Origin of the sequence: Isoptericola halotolerans, assembly GCF_045689585.1 — a bacterium.
GTDB classification, from domain to species: Bacteria; Actinomycetota; Actinomycetes; order Actinomycetales; family Cellulomonadaceae; genus Isoptericola; species Isoptericola halotolerans_B.
In genome coordinates, this window is the sequence record NZ_CP140108.1 from 230382 (window position 1) to 252529 (window position 22148).

General features: G+C 73.8%; 18 protein-coding genes and 3 tRNA genes. 1 reads left to right on the forward strand and 20 read right to left on the reverse strand.

Going from position 1 to position 22148, the window contains the following annotated elements; genetic code table 11:
- Window positions 1-38 precede the first annotated feature (38 nt).
- From UQW22_RS01115 to UQW22_RS01140, 6 genes are all read right to left on the reverse strand, one after another.
- Window positions 39-470 (reverse strand): MaoC family dehydratase, encoded by a 432-nt coding sequence (locus UQW22_RS01115; RefSeq protein ID WP_407319004.1) that lies wholly within the window; start codon window positions 468-470, stop codon window positions 39-41.
- Window positions 470-949, reverse strand: coding sequence for a MaoC family dehydratase N-terminal domain-containing protein (locus UQW22_RS01120; protein WP_407319005.1), 480 nt, complete (start codon window positions 947-949; stop codon window positions 470-472). Before UQW22_RS01120 ends, UQW22_RS01115 begins: the two co-directional genes overlap by 1 nt.
- A 23-nt stretch (window positions 950-972) precedes the next feature.
- Window positions 973-1143 carry a 50S ribosomal protein L33 gene (rpmG, locus tag UQW22_RS01125; RefSeq protein WP_171247884.1) on the reverse strand — a complete coding sequence of 57 codons (171 nt, stop codon included), beginning with the start codon at window positions 1141-1143 and terminating at the stop codon, window positions 973-975.
- 94 nt (window positions 1144-1237) lie between these two features.
- Window positions 1238-1314: transfer RNA gene (locus UQW22_RS01130), tRNA-Met, on the reverse strand.
- Window positions 1315-1378: 64 nt separating this feature from the next.
- Window positions 1379-1451 (reverse strand) — tRNA-Thr (locus UQW22_RS01135).
- Window positions 1452-1568: 117 nt separating this feature from the next.
- A tRNA-Tyr gene (locus UQW22_RS01140) sits at window positions 1569-1650 on the reverse strand.
- A 106-nt stretch (window positions 1651-1756) separates the two neighbouring features.
- On the opposite strand from UQW22_RS01140, the gene rarD reads away from it, so the two are divergent.
- Window positions 1757-2701 (forward strand): EamA family transporter RarD, encoded by a 945-nt coding sequence (gene rarD, locus UQW22_RS01145; protein WP_407319006.1) that lies wholly within the window; start codon window positions 1757-1759, stop codon window positions 2699-2701.
- A 19-nt stretch (window positions 2702-2720) separates the two neighbouring features.
- On the opposite strand, the gene UQW22_RS01150 is transcribed toward rarD, so the two are convergent.
- The 14 genes from UQW22_RS01150 to UQW22_RS01215 form a co-directional block, all read right to left on the reverse strand.
- A complete protein-coding gene (locus UQW22_RS01150) occupies window positions 2721-3410 on the reverse strand; it encodes a hypothetical protein (RefSeq protein ID WP_407319007.1) in 690 nt (229 codons plus the stop codon).
- A gap of 24 nt (window positions 3411-3434) precedes the next feature.
- A complete protein-coding gene (locus UQW22_RS01155; RefSeq protein ID WP_407319008.1) occupies window positions 3435-4211 on the reverse strand; it encodes a hypothetical protein in 777 nt (258 codons plus the stop codon).
- Window positions 4208-4684, reverse strand: a complete 477-nt coding sequence (locus UQW22_RS01160) for an LpqN/LpqT family lipoprotein (RefSeq protein WP_407319009.1) — start codon at window positions 4682-4684, stop codon at window positions 4208-4210. The genes UQW22_RS01155 and UQW22_RS01160 overlap by 4 nt, the downstream gene beginning before the upstream one ends.
- A 32-nt stretch (window positions 4685-4716) precedes the next feature.
- Window positions 4717-5928, reverse strand: coding sequence for a hypothetical protein (locus tag UQW22_RS01165; RefSeq protein WP_407319010.1), 1212 nt, complete (start codon window positions 5926-5928; stop codon window positions 4717-4719).
- 156 nt (window positions 5929-6084) lie between these two features.
- Window positions 6085-6369, reverse strand: coding sequence for a hypothetical protein (locus UQW22_RS01170; RefSeq protein ID WP_407319011.1), 285 nt, complete (start codon window positions 6367-6369; stop codon window positions 6085-6087).
- 114 nt (window positions 6370-6483) lie between these two features.
- Entirely contained in the window at window positions 6484-10962 is a 4479-nt protein-coding gene (locus UQW22_RS01175) for an FtsK/SpoIIIE domain-containing protein (RefSeq protein ID WP_407319012.1), read from the reverse strand.
- A 1-nt stretch (window position 10963) separates the two neighbouring features.
- On the reverse strand, window positions 10964-11659 hold the full coding sequence (locus UQW22_RS01180) for a hypothetical protein (RefSeq protein WP_407319013.1): 696 nt from the start codon (window positions 11657-11659) through the stop codon (window positions 10964-10966).
- 19 nt (window positions 11660-11678) lie between these two features.
- Window positions 11679-13376, reverse strand: a complete 1698-nt coding sequence (locus UQW22_RS01185; protein WP_407319014.1) for a serine/threonine-protein kinase — start codon at window positions 13374-13376, stop codon at window positions 11679-11681.
- A gap of 7 nt (window positions 13377-13383) precedes the next feature.
- Window positions 13384-15162 carry an FHA domain-containing protein gene (locus tag UQW22_RS01190; RefSeq protein ID WP_407319015.1) on the reverse strand — a complete coding sequence of 593 codons (1779 nt, stop codon included), beginning with the start codon at window positions 15160-15162 and terminating at the stop codon, window positions 13384-13386.
- On the reverse strand, window positions 15159-16013 hold the full coding sequence (locus UQW22_RS01195; RefSeq protein ID WP_407319016.1) for a PP2C family protein-serine/threonine phosphatase: 855 nt from the start codon (window positions 16011-16013) through the stop codon (window positions 15159-15161). Before UQW22_RS01195 ends, UQW22_RS01190 begins: the two co-directional genes overlap by 4 nt.
- The gene (locus UQW22_RS01200; RefSeq protein WP_407319017.1) at window positions 16010-17578 is read right to left on the reverse strand and encodes an RDD family protein; all 1569 of its coding nucleotides are present in this window, start codon (window positions 17576-17578) and stop codon (window positions 16010-16012) included. The genes UQW22_RS01195 and UQW22_RS01200 overlap by 4 nt, the downstream gene beginning before the upstream one ends.
- A complete protein-coding gene (locus UQW22_RS01205) occupies window positions 17575-19893 on the reverse strand; it encodes a transglutaminaseTgpA domain-containing protein (protein WP_407319018.1) in 2319 nt (772 codons plus the stop codon). The genes UQW22_RS01200 and UQW22_RS01205 overlap by 4 nt, the downstream gene beginning before the upstream one ends.
- On the reverse strand, window positions 19890-21173 hold the full coding sequence (locus UQW22_RS01210; protein WP_407319019.1) for a DUF58 domain-containing protein: 1284 nt from the start codon (window positions 21171-21173) through the stop codon (window positions 19890-19892). Before UQW22_RS01210 ends, UQW22_RS01205 begins: the two co-directional genes overlap by 4 nt.
- Window positions 21170-22141 carry an AAA family ATPase gene (locus UQW22_RS01215; RefSeq protein ID WP_407319020.1) on the reverse strand — a complete coding sequence of 324 codons (972 nt, stop codon included), beginning with the start codon at window positions 22139-22141 and terminating at the stop codon, window positions 21170-21172. The genes UQW22_RS01210 and UQW22_RS01215 overlap by 4 nt, the downstream gene beginning before the upstream one ends.
- Window positions 22142-22148: the final 7 nt, after the last annotated feature.

A 22148-nucleotide genomic window follows, 5' to 3' on the forward strand; every position in this document is an offset into this window, starting at 1 on the left:
CCGCGTCGCGACGGGAACGCCGCGGGAGAGGGGTCCGCTCAGGAGAGGCGGACGACGGCCTGGGCGCGGCCCAGCACCTTGGTGCCGTCGTGCACGACGGCGAGATCGACGCGGGCGGTACCGGCCTCGGCGTCCAGGGCTCCCACGGTGACGGTCACCTCCACCACGGTGGCACCCCGTGCGGGCACGGGCACCGGCTTGGTGAACCGGGTGCCGTACCGGACGATCGCACCCGGGTCGCCGACCCAGTCCTCGACGACGCCGATCACGGAGCCCATCGTGCACATGCCGTGGGCGATGACCCCGGGCAGCCCGACCTCGGTGGCGAAAGCCTCGTCCCAGTGGATGGGGTTGAAGTCGCCGCTGGCACCGGCGTATCGCACGAGCGTGGCGCGGTCGAGCTCGATCGAGCGGGTGGCGACGACGTCTCCCACCGACAGCGCTGCCAGCTCTGGTCGCTGCGTGGCCATCAGGACTCCTCCCCACGGACGACGAGGCTCGACGTCACCGTCGCGACGTGCTCGCCCGGGGTGGCGTCGTCGGGACCGGAGGCGGCGTAGATCTCGCAGCGCGTGGTGACCATCGAGATGCTGGAGCGCTGGGTGACGGCGTCGACGTGCAGGACGGTCACGAGCTCGTCCCCCGCCACGATCGGGCGGTGGTGCTCGAACTTCTCGTCCGCGTGCACCACCCGGGAGAAGTCGATCCCGGCCGCAGGGTCCGCGACGTACTGGGACTCGGCCTGCTGGGCGACCACGACGGCGAAGGTCGGCGACGCGACCAGGTCCGGATAGCCAAGACCCCGCGCTGCCACGAGATCGTGGTGCGCGGGGTGCTGGGAACCGACGGCGGCGGCGAACTCACGGACCTTCTCGCGGCCGACGGAGTACGGGGCGGTGGCCGGGTACTCGCGACCGGCGTAGGCAGGATCGGGAAGCTCGCTCGCCACGTCGGTTCGGTCCTACCGCTGGTTCAGCGGGTCTCGCGGTGCGCGGTGTGCTTGCCGCAACGCGGGCAGAACTTCGCCATCTCCAGGCGGTCCGGGTTGTTCCGGCGGTTCTTCTTCGTGATGTAGTTCCGCTCCTTGCAGTCCACGCAGGCCAGCGTGATCTTCGGGCGGACGTCCGCGCTCTTGGCAGCCATGGTGTGTCACCTCTCGCGCCCCCGGAAGGCGCAACGTGCGTCAAGGAACTGGGTGGTCCGACGCCGGCCGTCGAACCGTGTGTTGCCGTGTGGATGGTAGCGAGGGCGGGGCTCGAACCCGCGACCTCACGATTATGAGTCGTGCGCTCTGACCAGCTGAGCTACCCCGCCGCGCGTGACTCAGCGCGAGACCATCCACCCGTTGTCCGGGTGGTGGACCCGCGTCGTGTCACAGAGCCCCGAAAGGGAATCGAACCCTTGACCTTCTCCTTACCATGGAGATGCTCTACCGACTGAGCTATCGGGGCGCGGAGAGAACATTACACGGCCACCACGGTCCCGACGAAATCCGGACCCCGATGCCGCACCTGCACCCTCCCCGGGTGCCGGAGCGACCTCACCGAGATGAGAACCGCTCCGTGCGGTGGCAGGTGAGGGATTCGAACCCCCGAAGTCGATGACGGCTGATTTACAGTCAGCTCCCTTTGGCCGCTCGGGCAACCTGCCGAGCAAGGCCGCGGACGACCTTGCGGAGACAACCATAGCGGCCCGACGCCCACGGCGGAAATCCGTCCGCCGTGGCCCTGGTCACCTCACGGCATATCCTGCGCTGGTGACGCACACCCCCACCCCGACACCGGCCCGCGGGGGCCTCCCTCTCGGGCTGGGGGCGTACCTCCTGTGGGGCGCCATGCCCCTGTACTTCCCGCTCCTCGAACCCGCCGGCTCGCTGGAGATCATCGCCCACCGGGTCGTGTGGTCCCTCGTCTTCTGCCTCGCGCTGCTCGCCGGGACCCGCACGCTGACCCGGTACACGGCCGTGTTCCGGCAGCCCCGCACGCTCGGCGTCCTCGCCGTCGCGTCCGTCCTCATCGTGGCCAACTGGGTCACGTACGTCTACGCCGTCCTGAGCGACCACGTCCTGGACGCCGCGCTGGGCTACTACATCAACCCGCTGGTGACGGTGCTGCTCGGTGTCGTCGCGCTGCGCGAGCGCCTGCGGCCCGCCCAGTGGGTCGCGCTCGGCTTCGGCGCCGCCGCCGTCGTGGTCATCTCCACGGGAGTGGGCGGGCTGCCCTGGATCTCCCTGGTGCTGGCGTTCTCGTTCGGCTCCTACTCGCTGATGAAGAACCGCGCCGGGCGCACGGTGGACGCCCTGCCCGGCCTCGCCGTCGAGACCACGGTCGCGACCCCCCTCGCCCTCGCCTACCTCGGCTGGCTCACGGCCACCGGGGCCTCCACGTTCGGCCAGGAGGGCGCCGGCCACGCCCTGCTGCTGATGTCCGCCGGCATCGTCACCGGTGTGCCGCTGCTGCTGTTCGGCGCCGCCGCCCGGCGCCTGCCGCTGTCGGTGGTCGGGATGCTGCAGTACCTCACCCCGACCCTGCAGTTCCTCGTCGGGCTGCTCGTGTTCGGCGAGCACATGTCCCCCACCCGTTGGGTCGGGTTCGGGCTCGTGTGGGTCGCCCTGGTCGTGCTCACCGTGGACGGTACGCAGGCGGCCCGAGCCACACGTCTGGCCGCCGCCGCGGGAGCGACGGCCGGACGGCGGAGCTGACAGTCCGGGTGGCGGGTCTTCAGCCTGCCGTCCCCTCCCAGTCACCGTTGAGGTTGAGGTTCTGGTCGACGGTCGCCACGAGATCCTGCGTGACGACGTCGGGCGCGCCGGAGAGCTGGACGAGGGACGGGACCCCGTTGCCGTCGACGAGCGCCCAGACCACCGCGACGTACTGCTGGCCGTCGGTGGTGTAGGTGTACGACGTGTTCGCACGCCCGTCCTCGTCACGCAGCGTCGTCACCGGCGCGTAGTCCTCGTCCGTGACGCCCTGGCCCTCGACCATACTGATGAACCAGTCCACACCTTCCTGAGCCGTCATCGCTGGGGCATCGTCGATCGCAGGCATGAAACGAATGTCTCCGGCAGATCCTCCGTTCGAAGTCTCGAGGCGGTAGACGGACGCCCACCCACTGTCCGCGCCGACCTCCACCCAGGTCGAGGGGATGCGCGCGGCGACGTGCTCGGCGTGGACGGTCGCCAGCTCGGTGGTGGCTGCCGGCTCGTCGGCCGCCCCGGACTCCGCGGCCGGGTCCTCGCCCTCGGCGGCGGCCCCGGCGTCGGGTTCCGCCTCGGCGGTCGCCGACGCCTCGGCGTCCTCGCCCACGGGCTCGATCTCGCCGACCTCGAACGAGCAGGCGGCGAACGAGGGGGCCACGACCAACGCGGTGAGCGCGGCGGTCAGTCGGCGGCGGTTCCTGATGCGATTCATAGGTTTCCTCTGTCGTGGGTGAAGCTACTTCTCGACCATCCGGGCACCGAACCAGTCGAACCGCGGCCGCCAGCCGTGGTTGCGCAGCACGGTGAAGACCGGCACCTTCGCGTCGGACGGCCGGATCGACGCCACACCCTCCCACGAGGTGCGGGGGCCGCCGGCACCCGCGACGGTGACCTGACCGTCCGCGCCCTCGACGATGGTCAGGTTCCGCTGACCCGACGTCTTGCCGCGGTGCCACGTCCAGCTCGCGTCGGCGGCGACGCCACCCGGCCCGATGGCGGCACGCGCGTCGGCCTTCCCCGAGTACTCGATGAACTTGTACGTGGTCCGGGCAGGATCCAGGTCGATCTCCATGCGCCAGTGGTGCGCCACCTTCCCGGCGACGAAGAGGGTCTGCCAGCGGACCTCCTCGACCTTCCACCGCACCTCGACGCGCACACCGTCGTCGGTCCGGCGGGCGTCGATCAGGTAGGGCAGGCCGTCGGAGTTCATCCCGACGAGATCCGCGACCACACGGTCCACGGCCGACGCCGCCCCCGGCGCGACGACCGGGGCCTCGGGCACGTCGGCGCGCTCACGCTCGGCCACGCTCCGCAGACCGCGGCGCAGAGTCCACATGCCCCGCGCGAAGACGATGACACCGGCCACGACGACGAGGACGATCCCCAGGACGAGCTGGTCGTTCAGGAGAGCCAGCACACCGAGCGCGATGAGCGCGAGCCCGACGACGAAGACGACCTTGCGGCTGAGGACCGCGATCCGGGCGGTCCGGTCAGGAGCCGGCGCGCCCGTCATCGGCCCACCAGCGCGAAGCTGTCCTGGATGGCACGGATCGTCGGCCACACCTCGGTCGCCTGCTGGCCCGCGCAGGTCCCGGTGATCTCCACGACGTCGCGGACGCCGTCGTGCTCGACCACCGCGATCCGCAGGGCCTGCGCGATCGTGCCGGTCTGCTCCGTGGTCCAGGCGCCCTCGACCCTGGCGGCCGGGAGTCCCGCGAGAGTCGTCCTCGCCCGGCCGACCTCCTCGTAGCCGGGGCTGGCAGCGAGCTTGTCCACGGCCTGCTGGACGACCTCCTCGAACGTCTGCTGCGGCTGCAGGCGCTGCATGACGACGATCACGTTCGGCCGGAACTCGCCGGCCGGGCGCTCCTGCGTGATCGCCATCTGCGCCGGGGGGACCGCCTGCGCGGACCAGCCCTCCGGGCAGTCCATCGTCACGTGGGGGAAGGCGGGGAAGTCCTCGCTGGGATAGGAGACGGTGCTCATGGTTCCATCCAATCAGTCGGTGCCACGGACGGTCACCACCATCCGCCGGTGATGCCGTCGACGAAGTCCCCTCCGACATCGGTGATCGCGTCCACCGTGTCGGCCGGCGACCAGTCGAACGAGACGTCGAAGCCGGCGCCGATGCCCAGCGCCGCGCCGAGCTCGAGGTCGACGGCGACGCTGTCGAGCCCGACGTTGACGTCGGCGTTCGCCGTCACGCCGACACCCGCGTAGCCCGTCACCCCCGCCTCGGCCGTGACACCGGCGGCAGTGACCGAGCCCTCCGCGGAGGCTTCCGCGCCGGCGAAGGCGTCGAAGCCTGCGCCGACACCGAGGCCGTGCGGGCCGACGGACACGCCGCCCGTCGCCTCGGCCCGGGCCCCGACGAAGGCCTCCGCCGACCCCTGGGCCCCCAGATGGTCGCCGTAGCCGACCTCGCCGCTCGTGCTCGCACCCGCTCCGGCGTTCACGCCGACCGCCCCCTCGGCCACGACCCCGTTCTCGGAGGCGGTGACCGATCCGGAGGCGTCGTACCCGGCACCGGCCGACACCCCGGCCTCACCGGAACCGTGGACGCCGTCGTCCGAGCCGAAGTCCCCGTCGACGCCTTGCTCGTAGCCCGCGAAGCCACCGGTCTCGCCTTCGGCGAACGTGTGGTGGACGTCGCCGCGCTCGACGGGCGTCGCGGCGTCCTGCCCGTTCTGGGACGGTGTGAAGTTGCCCTGGTCGTCGAACGTGCCGTGCGCCTCGCTGTGATGGGCCGGCAGGGTCCCGGGAGCAGCGTCCCGGTGCACGCTCTGGTCGAGCGGGTCGTTCGGGTCGGGCTGGTGCGTCGGGTCCGCACCGGGCGTCGGCAGCGGGTTCCCGCCGTCGTCGCCGGCCGCGTCGCCCGCGCCGCCACCACCTCCACCCCCTCCGCCGCCTCCGGCAGAGCCACCGGGCCCTCCGGGCCCACCAGCCGTGCCCGTGTAGTCGTCGGACGTACCCTGCTGGTCGTCGGCGTTCTCCCGCACCTTCGACGCGACGTCGCGCAGCAGGTCGGCCGTGGACCGGAGCTGGACGACGTGGGTGTCGCCCCACTCGGCGCGGAAGCCGTCGCCGTCCGGGCCCTCCCAGCCGTCGGGCCCGGGGATCGCCCCCTCTACCGTCAGCACGACGGTGTCCAGGGTGTCACCGCCCTCCGCGATCTTGTCAGCGAGCAGGCGCAGCGCCTCGATGTCGGCGCCGTACATCCCTCCGCTCACAGCTCCTCCTCCTGCCGCCCGCCACGCACCGCGCCCGGGACCGTCCGCTGTCTTGTGCTGTCGCCACCGACGAGGGGTGCGGCACCGCCGGCACCGCACCCCTCGCCCGCCCCCTGCGGAGGACGGCCTGCGCCCCCTGCGGGGCACACCTCACGCTCAGTACGCGTTCGAGGTGTCCTCCTGCTGCGAGGCATTCGTGTCCGCCGTCGTGGCGTACCCGTCCAGCGCCGCCGCGATCTCGTTCAGCTTCGCCGCGTGCGTGCCGTCCCACTCCTCCTGGAACTGCACCGCGTCCGGACCGTTCCACTCCGTCTGCGACATCTGGTTCGTCACCGTCGTCACCGTCGTGCGCACGACCTCCGCCTGGTCCCGCAGGACCCCGGCCAGGCTCCGGACCGCCTCGACATCAAGACCGAAGACGTTGCCACCCTCTGCGACCATGCCATGCTCCTTCGTTCAGGGCTGCCCCACGGGCAACCAGCTCTTCGCTTCGACACCACGCACTCAACCAGAGCCCGCGGCGGCAAGGAATGGGGAGCACTCCCCATCCCGGCGTCACCCCGGCAGGGCGACGTGGATCTTGGCGGCCCGGCCGGCCGTGAGGAGGAACCCGCGCCCGGGCGGGAAGTCCTTGCGCCGCATGCGGCCGAGCCCGGTGTTCATCAGGACGTCGCCGTCCGTGTCGCCCGGCGTGAGCAGGATGCCGTTGCGGCCGGACTTGAACGGCCCCGCGAGGGTGAAGGCCTTCGCCCACGTCGAGGTCTCGGCCTCCCCGACGACGAGCTGCTCGCGGCGGACGGCGAGCTTGACGAACGCCTCCAGGGGCTTCTCCGCCGGCGTGCCCGTCATCTCGGTGTAGTTCTCGACCATGACGGTCAGCCCGCCCGGCGCGAACCGGTCCTCCTGCAGGGCCGTCGTGAGCTCCTTGAGCAGCTCCACCACGTCCTCCGGGTCGGTGGCCTGCTGGTCCCACAGGTCCAGAGCGCTGAGGCTCGAACGCCGTGAGGACAGGTACACGAGCCGGGTGCGGCCCGCGCGCCGCAGCGTCGTGGCGAGGGTGACGAACGCCGTCGTGCGCCCGGAGCCCGGAGGACCCGCGAGCATGAACGGCGAGCGCAGCGGCAGGCCGACGGGTGCGAGGTCGATGTCGCGCAGACCGATGGTGGCGTGCTCGCCGACGAACGGCGGCAGCGTGTCGAGCGTGAAGCTGTCGGGCAGCCGCGCCACCCCGGGCGCCTGCGGCGTGCCCATCCGCCGCATCGTCTGCTCGAGCCGGGCGAGCTCGCGGGACTGCACGGCCCCGTTCGCCTCCCCGCCCAGGACGGCGATCTGCGCCTCCTGGCCGTACATGATCGCGCGACCCGGCGGCGAGGCGGGCGACAGCACGTCCCGGGGGACGTTGAGCATGAGGTAGTCGTCCTCGCGGGCGAGCCGGTGCACGATGCGCTTCTGCACCGTCGAGGTCAACGACGGCGGGACCGCCACGGCCCGGTCGCCCGTCATGACGAGGTGGATGCCCACCGGACGCCCGTCGGTGGCGAGCTGCGTGAACGCCCCGAAGACGGAGAACCCGCGCGCCGAGGACACCTCGTAGGAGTCCCGGAAGCTCCCGATGCCGTCCACCATCACGATGATGCGCGGCTCGTCCGGACGGTCCGCGATGCGCCGGTACTCGTCGATCGTGCTCGCGCGCACCTCCGCGTAGCGCGCGGAGCGCTCGTCGAGCAGCCCGGTCAGCCGCCGCAGGAGCCGGGTGATCCGCTCCTCGTCGTCGCCGGAGATGATCGCACCCACGTGCGGCAGGTTCTCGAGCATCGACAGACCGCCGGAGCCGCAGTCGATGCCGTAGACCTGCGTGGGACCGCCCCGCGCCGTCAGCCCCGCCGAGACGGCGATCGTGCGCAGCGTCGTGCTCTTGCCGGTGCCGCCCGCGCCGTAGACCGCGAGGTTGCCGTCGGCGTCCGGCTCGTAGTGCACGGTCGGCTGGGCCTGGGCGTGCGGATCGTCCAGGACGCCCAGCAGGAGCCGGGAGTCGGTGCGGGGGTTGGGCAGCAGGGCGAGGTCGTAGGTCGCCGCCAGCTCCTCCAGCCACGGCTTGCGCGGCGCCGGGACCCCGGTGCTCGAGGCCGCCTGCCGGATCGTGGCGACCATCCGCGCGATGTCGTTCGGCCCCGGGTCGCCGGCCTCGGGGCGCTCGGGGGCCGGCATCTCCCACCGGCGGCCGGTCCCGAAGTCCATCTCCTCGACCTCGACCTGGGTGGGCTCCGGCTCGTCGCTCGTCCAGCCGCCGGCGTACCCGGTCTGGAACGTCGTGATCCGGCCGGGACCGGTCTTCGCCGCCCCGCGCCCCGGGATCGACGGCGAGAAGTGGGCGGCCATCTCGTCGCCGAGCACGTCCTTGGAGTCCGACTCGTCGGCCATGCGCAGCGCGATCCGCAGGTTCGTGTTCGCCCGCAGGTTGTCCTTGATGACGCCGGCGGGGCGCTGGGTCGCGAGGATCAGGTGCAGACCCAGCGACCGCCCGCGCTGGGCGACGTCGACGACGCCGTCGACGAACTCCGGGACCTCGCCCACGAGCGCCGCGAACTCGTCGACGACGATGATCAGGCTCGGGGGCGCCTCCGGGTCACCGGTCCGTTCCAGGGACGCGAGGTCCTTGGCCTTCTTGCGGTTGAGCAGGTGCTCGCGGTAGTGCAGCTCGGCGCGCAGCGAGGACAGCGCACGCCGCACCAGGTGCGGCGAGAGGTCGGTGACCAGGCCGACCGTGTGGGGCAGGTCCACGCAGTCCGCGAAGGCCGCGCCGCCCTTGTAGTCGACGAACAGGAAGGTCACGCGGTCCGGGCTGTGCGCGGCGGCCATGCCGAGGACCCACGACTGCAGGAACTCCGACTTGCCCGCACCGGTGGTCCCGCCCACCAGCGCGTGGGGGCCCTGCGTGCGCAGGTCCAGGTAGAACTCCTCCACCCCGTTGTGCCCGACCAGCGCGCGCAGGTCGGTCGGGCTCTTGCGGCGCACCGGCGGCGACCCGTCCCGCGGTGTCAGCGACAGGTTCTCCCGCCACCGGTCGACCACCCCGGCAGCGTCCGACCCCAGGTCGGTGCCGACGAGCGCCAGGTAGGACACGGCGCGCGGCAGGTCGGACTCGTCGTCCACCGGGGCGCCGACGTCCACCACCGGGGACAGGATGCGGGCGACCTCCGCAGCGGTCGCCAGGTCCGCCGTCTCGCAGGTCACCGGGTAGGTGAGGCGGCCGTAGTGCACCTCGCCGGTCATCCCGTTCTCGTCGCGCGACTGCGGGTCGAGCAGCACGAAGGTGCGGCACGCCGCCGGGAGCTGCTCGACCGTCGGCGCGACCCACACGACGTGCACGTTCGCCGCCGGGCCCCGCTCGGCGAGCCGGACGAGGCGCGAACGGTCCAGCGGGGCGTCGTCCTCCACCAGGACGACGACGGCGGGCAGCACGGGCTTCGGGGGACGCTCCTCGCGGTCCCTCTGGGCGTCGCGCTCCCCCTCGATCGGGGGCGGGCCGTCGAGCACGACGCCCCGCGACTCGATCAGCCCCTCGAGCCGGGCGAGCAGCGACGCTCCTCGCCCGGGGTCGCCCGCGAGGTGGTCCGAGGCACCGAGCGGGCTGTGCGGCGAACCCGTGTGGGGCACCCACTGCAACCACTCCCAGTCCTCGCACGAGCGGTGCGAGGTGAGCGCCCCGACGACCATCTCGGAGGGCGAGTGCAGGGCGACGAGCTGCAGGAGGGCCGCGCGGGCGACGGACTCGACCACACCGCTGGGTCCGGCCAGACCGAGGCTCCCGCCGTACCGCAGGGCGGCGACGGTGGGGACGTCGTCGATGACCGAGCAGCGCTCCTGCAGGTCCAGGACCATGTCCCAGTGCTCGGGGATCGCCTCGTTCTCCCGGGGCTCGGCGAACTCCGTGCGCGCCGGGGCGCTGCCGGTCCCCAGCCGCAGGGTCAGGAAGCCCCGGTGCTCCGGTCGGTGCGTCCACATCAGCCCGCCGAGCCGGCGCACCGCGTCGATCGCCTCGCCCAGCGCGGGCGCCTCGGCCCGCCGGACGGCCCGCTCCACGGCGTGCGTCTTGGTGATCCGTTCGCGGGTGGCGGCGACGGACTCCTCGAACTGCCGCGAGGCCTCGGCGAACTCCTTCTTCGCGTTGTGCTTGCGGTCGAGGTACATCGCGACCATGATCATCGGGCTCATGAACATGAAGACGAGCATCCGCGGGTTCTGGAAGATGGCCCACAGCGCCAGCCCCATGAGGGCCGGGACCATCATCGGCAGCCAGGGGAGCCCGCGCGGCGTCTTCGGGCGCGGCGGCTTGGGAGCCGCGATCTTGACGTCGCCGAAGCGTGCCACCACGCGCGGCGACCGGTTGAACTCGACGACCGGGCTGGTCGGCGCCAGGCTCGACGACCGGTGCAGGCTCACCACGGACACGACGCTGCCACCCACGGTGACGGTGTCCGACGACGTCAGTGCGGACCGGGTCATCCGCTGCCCGCCCATCACGAGCCCGTTCGCCGAGTCCAGGTCGTGGATCTCGACCTGCTCGCCCACGATGATCCGCGCGTGCCGCTTCGAGACCTGCGGGTCCTGCAGGCGAACGTCCATGTCACGGTCGCGCCCGAGGTAGGACGTGCCGACCGGCAGGTGGAACTCCCGCCCCGCGTCGGGCCCCTCCAGCACCCGCAGGACGGCGACGGCCGCTCCGCGCTCCTGGCCCGGGTGGACGAACTGTTCCGAGACCCGCACGATCGACACCGCCGAGCCGGACCGCAGCCCGGCCTGCACGAGGTCGCTGGTGGGGGTCAGGACGCGTCCGGCGGTGACGCTGCGCTGGGCGGAGCTGTCGCCCAGGACCTGCAGGGTGAGGTTGTCCGGCGCGGCAGCACCGTGGCGCGTCGGGTCGGCGGAGTACAGCACCTCGGCGACGTCGCGGACGGTCGCCGTGGCGTCGGCGGTGACGGCGACGTTCACGGCGGACTCGTCGGGCCGGCTCAGGGTCAGCTTGATGCGCACGTCAGACGGAGTCCTTCAGGTCGAGGAGGGGCAGGTCGTCCTGGGTCACGAGGCGCGAGGTGACCGCGTGCTCCACGAGCCGCGCCCGGCGGTTGGTCGCCGCCCCGCCGGGACCGCCGCGCAGACCCTTGACGCCGAGGCGGTCGAGCTTGTCGCAGACGTTGTCGAGCTTGCGGTTGAACCGGGTGGTCGCCCACCCCAGCCGCCGTGCCGCGTCGGCGCTCGACGGGATCTCGCTGAGCCCGGTCCCCTCGCGGCGCAGCATCGGCTCGGAGAGCGCCACGATGAGCTGCTTCTGGCTGGTGGTGAACTGGACCGCCCCGATCGTGGTGTCCCCGGTGGCGGGCTCCTCGGTACTGACCTCGGCGTAGGGGGCGTCGGTGAGGGTGGCGGTCAGCTCGTAGGTGGTGGGCCCGGCGGTGAAGACGACGGACGTCGTGGGGAACACGACCGGCAGCCGGTTCCCCGGAGGCAGCCAGGACTGCACGCCGCCACGCTGGTCGCAGACGGTCGCCGCGACGGCGGACCCGATGTTGCTCAGCCACCAGATGCCGTCCTCCCGGGCGAACCGGAGGAAGCGGCGGTGCAGGTACAGGTTGTCGTCGATCGCGAGGTCGCCCTCCCGCCCCACGTCGAAGGGCTCGCCGGGCTGAGGGTGGAACCACTCGCCGCAGAACTCGATCGCCAGCTCGCTCATCTCTCCCCCGTCCTCGCCCTCACGCCTCGTCGGATTCGACGCACACCTGCTCGGCCTGTGCGGACCGCTGGCCGTCCCGGACGACGACGACCTCCACGCAGACGTCCTGCGACGGGTCGGCGGGGACCTGCACGGTCGTCTCGTCCGTCTCCTCGAACCTCGACTCCGAGGTCAGGGAGAGCTGCCGCCACCCGTAGACGTCACCCTCCGCCGTCTCGCGCGGCGGCTCCCAGGTGACCACGACCTCGTCGCCGCTGACCTGCGCGTCCAGGGCCTGGACCGGCGGGACGTACCCACCGACGGCCTCGACCGGGTTCACGTCGGTCGGCTCGGCGCTGGGGTCGGCCTCCTGCGCGCCGCCCGCCCCGCCGACGAGCCACCAGGCGAGGACGCCGACGGCCAGCAGCCCGACCGCCCCGCCGGCCAGGGGCCACCACGACCGGGGTGCGGCCCCGGCGTCGTCTCCCTCGTCCGGCGCGCCCGACGACGGCGCGGGGGCCCGGTGCACCGTCTCGTCCACCGGGGGCCCGGCCCACTGCGCGGAGCCGTGCACGGTGGGCACCCCGCCCGGCCCGGCGCCCGGGACGCCGGGGACGACGTCGGCGCGGCCGGAGGCGACGGGCACGGGTCGCGCCTCGGGCCGATGGGGCGCCGGTCCGCCGACGTGCGGCACGGGCGGACCGCCGACGAGGGGCGCCTCGGGTCCGGCCGCCGACCCGGCCGAGGCGGCGCTCCCCGCGGATCCCGACGAGCCGGCCGACGGCGCCTGGCCGGGGTCGATCGCGGTGATCCGGTTCATGCGCGTGCCGTCCGCGGCGTCGTCGTCCTCGGCGTGCACCCCGCCGGACTCGTCGAGGATGTCGATCGGCGTCATGTCGCGGGCCAGCTCCACCTGCACCTGCTGCACCGCACGGGCGAAGGCGAGCGCCGTCGGGTACCGCGACGCGGGCTGCTTGGCCATCGCGATCCGGAGCACGCGCTCCAAGGAGTCGGGCACGTCGCCACGGCCGGTGCCGGGCAGCGGCGCCGTGGCGATCCGGCTCATGAGGTCCGCCGAGGCGTTCGACCCGCCGGGCACCTCGAAGGGCGTCCGTCCGGCGAGCAGGGTGTAGCAGGTGGCGCCGAGCGCCCAGACGTCGGTCGCGATGCCGCTGACCGGCGGGTCGCCGAACGACTCGGGCGGCGACCACGGGACGGACATCCCCTCGGCGACCGAGTCCGAGTCCACGGTGGACGAGATGCCGAAGTCGGTCAGCACGGGGTGGCCGAACTGCGTGACCAGGATGTTCGCGGGCTTGATGTCCCGGTGCAGGATCCCGAGCCGGTGCGCGGTCTCGACCGCGCCGGCGATCTGGATCGTCGTCCGCATGGCCTCGGCCACGGAGAACCGTTCGCGGCGGTAGCGCGACCCGAGGTTCGGCCGCGAGCAGTGCTCCATCGCGAGGTACGGCCGGTTGTCCGGAGTCACCCCGGCCTCGAACATCGTGACGATCGAGGGGTGGTTGCCGAGCGTGGCCATGAGGTCGGCCTCGGCGTCGAAGGCAGCCCGCTGCGTGTCGCTCGACCACTCCTTGAGCAGGACCTTCACGGCGACCTGCCGGCGCGGGCGGCGCTGCTCGTACAGGAAGACGTCGGAGAACCCGCCGGAGCCGATGAGCTGGCGGAACTCGTAGCCGGGGATCTCCGGGGGCGCGGACGGCGCGCGCTTGCTGCTCATCGGCTCCTCACCAGATCCCCTCGAAGGTCAGGGCGACCCCGTCGCCGAGCTCGACCACGTCCCCGTCCGCGACGATCTCCTTCTGGTTCGGGTGCAGCCGCCGCGGTTCCTGGCCGGGCCGCAGCAGCATCGTGCCGTTGGTGGTCGCGAGGTCCTCGACCAGGACGTGCCACTCCTCGAGGGTGACCTCGACGTGCGAGCGGGAGATGTCGTGCTGCGGGCTGGTCACGGTCACCAGGCGGGGGATCCGGTCCGCGGACGTGGTCGACGTGCGCGGACGGCGCCCCACGACGACGTCCCGGTCCAGCTCCACCGCCTGGCCGCCCTCCACGTCGACCGTGCCACCCGTCGCCGTCCCGGACGAGACGAGGATGCGTCCCAGCAGCGGGCGCGGCACCAGGTGCGGGTCACCCTGCAGCGGTGTGCGGCACGTGCGGCAGTGCTCGCGCGTCGGCGGGTTCGGGTGGCCCTGCGGGCAGGTGAGCGCCAGCACGTCCTGGGCGCCCGGCGGTGCCGGCACGCTGAACTGCGGGACGCCGCCGGCGGCCTCCCGCAGTGCGGCGAGCTCCCCGGACATGATGGTGTGCCCGTCGTGGTCGTCGAACCCGTCGGGGTCCGCGAACCCGTCGGGGGCGCCGGGCTCGTCGACCGGTTCGTCGGTGGACGGCAGGCCCGCCGGGGACCCCGCGCCGACGGCGGCGGCCCGCGAGGCGGCAGCGGGCGTTCCGGCGAGCGGGGACGGTGCCGGCGCCCCGGCCCCGGGCACCTCGGCGATGAGGCCGGGCGCACCGGCCGGTGCAGGGCTCTGCGGTGCAGCGGCCGACGGTGCAGCGGCCGACGGTGCAGCGGCCGACGGTGCAGGGTCCGACGGCGCAGCGTCCGAGGGGGCGGGGCTCGGGGCCGCGCTCGGTGGTGCGGCGCCCGTCGCCGGCCCGGCGTCACCCTCCTCGTCCTCGTCGACGGTCCGGACGGCGGCATCCTCGACCCGGCGGAACACGGTGTCGCCGAAGAGGTGCTCGTAGCCGTCGCCGTCGTCGCCGAGCACGGTGTCCTCGGAGAGCGCACCGTCGGGCTCGGTGCCGGGTCCGGTACCCGCGCCGCCCGCCGGTTCCGGTGCCGACGGCGCCTCGACGGTGCCGACGATGGTCTCCTGGCTGGGCGGGGCCGCGGCCGGTGCGACGGTCCGCTGGCCCGGCACCGGCCACGCGCCGGGGTCGGCGAAGGGGTCGGCCGCCCCGGGAGCAGCCGGAGCGTCCGGAGCGTCCGGCCGGCTGCGGCCGGCGTCCGCCCCGGTCGCGGCCCGGACCTCGCCGCGACGCACACCGGCGGCCCGGACCACGCCACCGACGAGGGGCCAGGACGGCGCGGCCCGGTCCGCGGCCGCGGTGCGCACGTCCACGGACGTCGCGTCGTCGACCACCCGTTCCGCCCACATCAGGACGTCGGCGCCCGTCACCTCCACCTCGCCCGCCGTCGTCGCGACGACGACGGACGCCGTGGTGCCCCGCACCGCGACCCGGGCCGTGCGGTGCACCGGGTCCCAGGTGGCGACGGCGAACGGGGGGATGTCCGTCAGCGTGCCCGACACCTGGGCGAGCACCCCGACGACGGCCACGACGCCGTCCGAGGGGCCGGTCCCCGCGTGCCGGCCCTCGGCCCTCGCGTCCGGGAGCACCGCCCAGACCCGGTCGACGAGCTCGGCGTCGACCGGGTCGGGCAGCAGCACCACGGTGTCGCCGCGCACGATCGCCCGGGCGGCACCCTCGGTGTACTCGACGGTCGTCATGCGTCCTCCTGTCCTGAGGTCGAGGCGCCCCACGCCGGGGCACCGCTCGGCACCGTGTCCTCGTCGGGCTCGCCCCAGGCCTCGCGGGGGCTGGTGGCCGATCGGTCGCGGGCGTCCCCGGCGCCGGTCACGTCGACGACGACCACCGTGATGTTGTCCCGTCCGCCGGCGGCGATCGCCTCGTCGACGAGCCGGCCGGCCGCCTGCTGCGGGTCGGGGTGGTCGAGCAGGACCTGGGCGATCCGTTCGTCGGTCAGCTCGACGGTGAGCCCGTCGGAGCAGACGAGGAGCCGGTCGTCGAGCACCACCGGGACGTAGCGGAAGTCGGGGGCGGGCGTGTCGTCGGCACCGAGCGCCCGGGTGACGACGTTGCGGCGCGGGTGCCGCCGCGCCTCCTGCTCCGTGAGCAGCCCCGCGTCGACGAGCTGCTGGACCTCGGAGTGGTCGACGCTCACCTGGTCCAGCGTCCCGCCGGACATCAGGTAGGTGCGTGAGTCACCGACGTTGACGAACAGCCAGTACGGCACCTCGTCCTGGTACGCGACGACGGCGCCGGTGAGGGTGGTCCCGGCGCCCCGGCCCCCGGGGCCGGTGTCGATGCCGCGCACCCGGGCCTGCGCCGTCGCGACCAGGCCGACGACGACGTCGGGGTCGACCTGCGTGACGCCCCGCAGCGGGCTGAGCGCCTCGAGGGCCAGCGCGCTGGCGACCTCCCCGGCGTCGTGGCCCCCCATGCCGTCGGCGACGAGGAAGACCCCGTCGCCCGCGAGGTAGCAGTCCTCGTTGACCCGCCGCCGGCGGCCCTCGTGCGTCACGGCACCCCAGCTCAGCACGAGCTCGCCGGCGGTCATGCGCGGCGTCCCGGGTGGACCACGACCCGGCGGTCGCCCACGTGGATCGTCGACCCCATCGGCACCCGCACCTTGGTGCCCGGCTCCGCCACCCGGGGCGGCAGGCCCGCCGCCGAGATGACGGTGCCGTTGGTGGAGCCCCGGTCGGTGAGCCAGAGGCCCGCGGAGTCCACTCCCAGGTCGGCGTGGTTCTTGGAGACCGATCGGCTCGGGTCGTCGACGCGGATCAGCAGCACCTGCTCGCCGGCCCCGGCCTCCGGGTTGCGGCCGATGCGGGCGAGGCCGTCCACGGGCTGCCGGACACCCGACTCGAGCTCGAGCTCGACGGTGGCCACCGCGGCGGGCGACAGGGCCTGGCGCTGTGCCGGCGCCTGCATCCGGGTCTCGCCGAACGAGGTGTGCTCCGCGGGGAGGTCCGGCTCGGCGGGCGACGCCGGCTCGGCAGACGGGGCCGCGGCCTCGGAGGTCGGGGGCGGTGCCGGCGCGGAGGTCGGGGTGGGTGCCGGCGCGGGGGTCGGCGGCGCCACGGGTGCCGGCTCGGGGCTCTCGGCCACGCCGGGGACCCCGGTGATGAGGCTGTCCTCGCCGCTCGTGGGTGCGACCGGGTGGCCCGTCCCCGCGGGGGCGTGGGAGGGGGCAGGGGTGCTGACGCCGGCCGACGGCGGCACCGGACCCGCCAGCGACGGCGCCACGCCGGGCGCAGGGGCCGCCGTCGGCGTCGGGTACGACGCGGCGGCCCGGTGCGCCGCCGGAGCCGGCGTGACGGTCGGGGGCGACGGCTGCGCGGTCTGCCGGGGCGCCGTCGCGCGGGCGTCGACGACGACGGCCTTGGCAGCCTTGTCGTGCCAGCCCTGCCGACGGCCGCCCGCGTCCCACAGGGGGCTGAGCAGCACGACGAGCTGGCCGATGCCGAGCACCAGGGACCCGGCCGCGACCACCAGGTAGCGCAGGAACGCCCGGCCCACGCCGATCGGCATCCCGCCGTCGGCGCCCTGGACCCGCATCCCGAGGAGGGCGTGCCCGACCGTCCGGCCGGCACGTCCCTCCCAGACGAGCTGGAGCACGCCGAAGGCGAGCAGGACGGCGAGCGCCACGACCAGGACGGTGAGGATCGGGCCGAGGATCGCGGCGAACTCCGGGTCCGCGGGCGTGAAGACGCCCGTGGGGAGGTCGACGAACGCGAGACCGACGCCATACACCACCCCGAAGAGCAGGCCGGCGCAGGCGCCGTCGATCAGGTGGGCGACGAACCGCCGCCCCACGTGCGCGAACGACGGGTTCGCCGGCGGCGCCGCCGGTGCCTGGCGGTAGGAGGACGGCACCTGGGTCGCGGTCAGGTGCTCCGGCTCCGTGGTCCCGGTGTGCAGCATCGAGGCCGGGTCGCCCGGGTCCCCGCCGTACGGGTGCCCGGTCGGGCCGTACGACTCCTGGACGGCCCCGCGGGGACCGTCCGGCGAGATCTCCACCGGCCGGCCCGTGCGCGGGAACTCGCGCCCGCACACCGCGCAGAACGGCGCGCCCACCCGCTGGGTCGACCCGCAGCCCGCACAGACCACGTCATTCATCGCTTCTCCTCGCTCCTGCTCCAGCGGCTGCGCGCGCGGATCGAGCGCAGGGAGAGCGCCGCCCGGAGCCGGCGGCCCCGCGGCACCCCGGCACCCATCCCGCCGACGAGCCGGTCGATGTCCTGCCAGTACCCCTCGGCGTCCGCGGCGCTGGACGCGCCCGCCCCGAAGACGGTCGCGTCCGCGCGGTGGGCGACAGCGAGCGTACCGGGTGCCTGGTGCGCGGCGGCGATGAGGTCCGCGCTCTCGCGCCGCGTCGCGGAGACGGGCACGGTGCTGCCGAGGTCGGTGGCGACGTCGACGACCTCGTGCCACCCGCCGCTGAAGCGTGCGGCAGGTTCCTCGGCCAGCCGTCGGCGGGTCCGCCGGCGTGCCTTGTACGCCAGGATCGCGACGACCGGTCCGACGACGAGCAGCAGCGGGATGCCGGCGGCCAGCACGATCAGCGCGAGCCGGCCCCAGTCGAAGGCCTCGTTCTCGACCTCCTCCTCCTCGTCGTCCTCGACGCTGCCGGCCTTCGCCTGGTCGGGCTCCTCCGGCGGCTCCGGGTCCTGCAGCACCGGGGGCTTGGGGACCTCCTCGGACTGCGGCTCGGGCTGGATCTGCGGCTTCTCCTCGGGGATCGCCTCGACCGGGACCCAGCCGTGCCCCTCGAACGGGACCTCGACCCAGGCCCGCACGTCGCTGCCCAGCACCGTCCAGGGCTCGCCCGGCGTGTAGCCGCTGTCCTCGTCGGGCGCGAAGCCCATCACGACCCGCGCCGGGATGCCCGACTGCCGTGCCATGAGCGCCAGGGCGACGGCGAACTGCTCGTCGTCGCCCACCATCTTCTCCTCCTGGACGAGCGTGTCGATCCGCTCGGCGGAGTGACCGGGACGCGAAGGCGGCTCCCCCTCGAGACCGCTGGACAGCACGCCGGACGCGGCCAGGGCGTCGCGCAGCAGGAACAGCTTGGTGGCCGGGTCGATCTCCTCTCCCGTGAACTGCGCCGTCTTGGCGGGCAGCCCGCGCGGGACGGCCGTGTCCGGCACGTCCGGCAGGTCGGCCTTCAGGACGGTGCCCTGCGCGAGCTCCTCCTCGTCGGGCACCTCGGGCACGAGGGTGCTGAGGGTGTACGTGTCCCCCGGCTGCAGGCCGGCCGTGGCGACGGCGGTGCGGGTGGCCGAGTTGTAGTACGTCGAGTCGTCCTGCGCGGCCGCGCGCGGACCGGTCCAGGTGATGCCGGTGAGCGCGCCCACCTCGGGCACCCAGACGCCGTCGTACCCGGTGACGCTCACCTCCACCTCGAGAGGCTCTCCGGTCGCGGCGGTGGCGATGTCCTCGCCCACCCGGCTGTACACCCCCGTGTCGCCGCCCTCGCCGGACGCGTCGAAGACCACGCCGTCGTACTCGTCGAGCGTGGCGAGCCGGACCCGGCCGTCGTCGGGCAGGTTGCTGATCGTGAACAGCTCGTCGGTGCGCCGCTCCTTGGCGTACTGGCGGAACGCGACGAGCGGGCTGACGTACCGGTGCAGGTCCAACGGCGGCACGATCGTCTCGCGCAGCACGGTGCGCGGCTGATCCGGCATGACGGCCGGTGCGACGAACGCCGCGGTGAGCGCTGCCACGCCCAGGATGGCGGCGCCGGTGCGGACCCGGTACCAGCGCAGACGGCGGATCGCGGCGCTGCTGGACTCCGTGGCGATCGAGTGGGAGCCGACGCGGGCGTCCATGGCCCGCACACCGCCCCACAGCAGGCCCACCAGCGCGATGACGCCGCCCTGGACGACGGGCCACGCCTCGTCGAGCGTGCCGAGCAGGATGACCCCGACGAACCCCGCCGTGACCGGGGCCAGCGCCCACACCGCGTGCCGGGCCCGCCAGGCGATCGTGCCGGCGGCCAGGGAGACGACGAGCATCAGGGCGAAGGGCACGACCGCCAGGTCCGGGAAGGAGCTGAGCGGCGGCGCCGTCGTGATGAACTCCTTCCAGCCCTCCACCGCGCCGAGCAGCAGGCCCCGCAGGGTGTCCAGCGTGGGCAGGGCACCGGCGACCGTGGTGTGCGGCAGCGCCAGGAGCCCGCCGAGGAGCAGGTAGCCGAGCACCGCCAGGCCCGTCACCGTGACGGCGGACAACCGTCGCCACGCACCGATCCAGGCGACGCCGAGACCCACGCCGACCCCGCCGAGCGCGGGCAGCAGGTAGCCCGCGGTGCCCCACACGGGGCCGAATCCCACGGCCACGACCCCGAGCAGCACCAGCAGCGCCGCGAGGTCGACCAGCGCGCTCGTGTCCAGGGGGGCGAACCCTCCGCCCCGGGTGGTCTCGTCGTTCATGCGTCGCTCATCTTCTTCAGCGCGAGCGGCAGGTCGCCGAGCCTGCCGAGGGTGAGCACCCCGACCTCGGCGATCGTGTGCCGTGCCAGGTTGGCCTCCGGGAGGCACTGGATCGCCATGACCGTCACCCCGGCGGGGAGCCGGGCGGACGCCGCCCGCAGCTCGGTCGGGGTGACCTTGCTGCCCACGACGAACGCGATCACCGACGCGCTCGCCGCGCTGGACCCGACGCCGCGGGCCAGGTCCACCAGCTTGCTGCGGGACGCGACCGGCTCGATCCGCGAGAGGTCGTCGAGGAGCCGGGTGTGGTGGTCGCCGCGGAGGCTCCCGCTGTGGACCAGGACCGTCACGCCGCGGTCCTCCTTGATCGCCTGCAGGCCGAGCGACCCGCACACCGAGACCGCGAGCTCGAACTCCTCGTCGTCCGCGTAGTCCTGCGCGCGGGTGGACAGCAGCACGGCCAGGTGCGAACGCCGGGTCTCCTCGAACTGGCGCACCATGAGCGTGCCGGTGCGCGCCGTCGTCTTCCAGTGCACGTGGCGCAGGTCGTCGCCCGGCACGTACTCGCGCAGCGCGTGGAACGAGACGTCCGAGTCCGTCAGGTCGGTGGTGGCGCGGCCCTCGAGGTCGCGGAGCAGACCCGTCGAGGAGCTCGCCAGGTTCTTCACGGCGGGGTGGACGTACAGCTCCTGCTCGTCGGTCCACGTCACCTCGCGGCGCAGCAGCCCGAGCGGGTCGGCCCGCACCGACTTCACCGGCCCGACCGTGATGACGCTGCGGCGCCGCGTCGGGATCCGGAAGATCTCCTCGTGCGTGCCGCCGCCCCGCAGGCGCGGGACCGGGAACGCGGCCACGCCGCGGCCGACCGGCAGCTCCATGACCGACGGCAGCAGGGGACGTGCCGCGGCGTTGCGCACGTCGAGGCGGCCCACGGCCGGGTCCCCGACCGTGACCCGCGACTGGGTCAGGGCCAGGGAGACGTCGTACCGCAGCCGGCCCAGCACGAACACGATCGCGGCGACGAGCGCCACGGTCAGCACGATGGCGGCGACCAGGACCTCGAGCCAGCCGAGCACGAGCCCGGCGCCCCACGCGCCCACGGCCACGACCATGACGGCGACGCCGAACGTGCTGAACGCCCGGGTCACCGGGGCGCACACGCGCACCACGGTCGCCCAGGCGTCGCGCAGGGCGGCGACGGCGCTGGTCCACCACCGTCCGGTCCGCAGTCGGGAGGCCGCGACGCGCGAGGTCGGCCGCCCGGGTGCTGAGGTCGTCATACGCCGGCGCGCTCCTGCGGTGCCGCCACGTCGGACAGGATGCGGGCCAGCACGACCTCGGCCCGGGCGCCGGTGAACTCGGCCTCCGGGTCGAGCACGAACCGGTGGGCCCACACCGGCTGGGCGAGCTGCTTGACGTCGTCGGGCAGCACGTAGTTGCGGCCGTGCGCCGCCGCCCACACCTTGCAGCAGCGCACCAGCGCCAGCGCACCACGGACCGAGACGCCGATCCGCGCCTCGGGCGCGTTGCGGGTCTCCTCGGCGAGTCGGCTCACGTACTCGAGCACGGCCTGGTCCGTGTGGACCGTGGCGGCCAGGTCGGCCATGTCGGCGACCGCCTTGGTGGTGATGATCGGGCTCAGCGCCGCGCTGCGGTCGCGGGTCGCCGCGCCGGAGAGGATCTCCACCGTGGACGCGTGGTCCGGGTAGCCCACCGACGTCTTCATGAGGAACCGGTCGAGCTGGGCCTCGGGCAGCCGGTAGGTGCCCGCCTGCTCGATGGGGTTCTGCGTGGCGATCACCATGAACGGACGGCCGACCTCGTGCGCCGTGCCGTCGACGGTGACGCGTCCCTCCTCCATCACCTCGAGCAGCGCCGACTGCGTCTTGGGCGAGGCGCGGTTGATCTCGTCCGCGAGCACGATGGACGCGAAGATCGGGCCCGGCCGGAAGTCGAACGTGCCCGTCTTCTGGTCGTAGATCATCACGCCGGTGACGTCGGAGGGCAGCAGGTCCGGGGTGAACTGCACGCGGTTCTGCGTGCCCTGCACGGAGGCCGCGATGGCGCGGGCCATCGCCGTCTTGCCCGTGCCCGGGGCGTCCTCCAGCAGCAGGTGGCCCTCGGCCAGCATGCACGTCAGGGCCAGCCGCACCACGGGCGCCTTGCCCAGCACTGCCAGGCCGACGTTGCCGCTGAGGCGGTCGAACGTCTGGGCGAACCAGGCCGCCTGCTCGGGGGTCATCGTCATCTCGTGT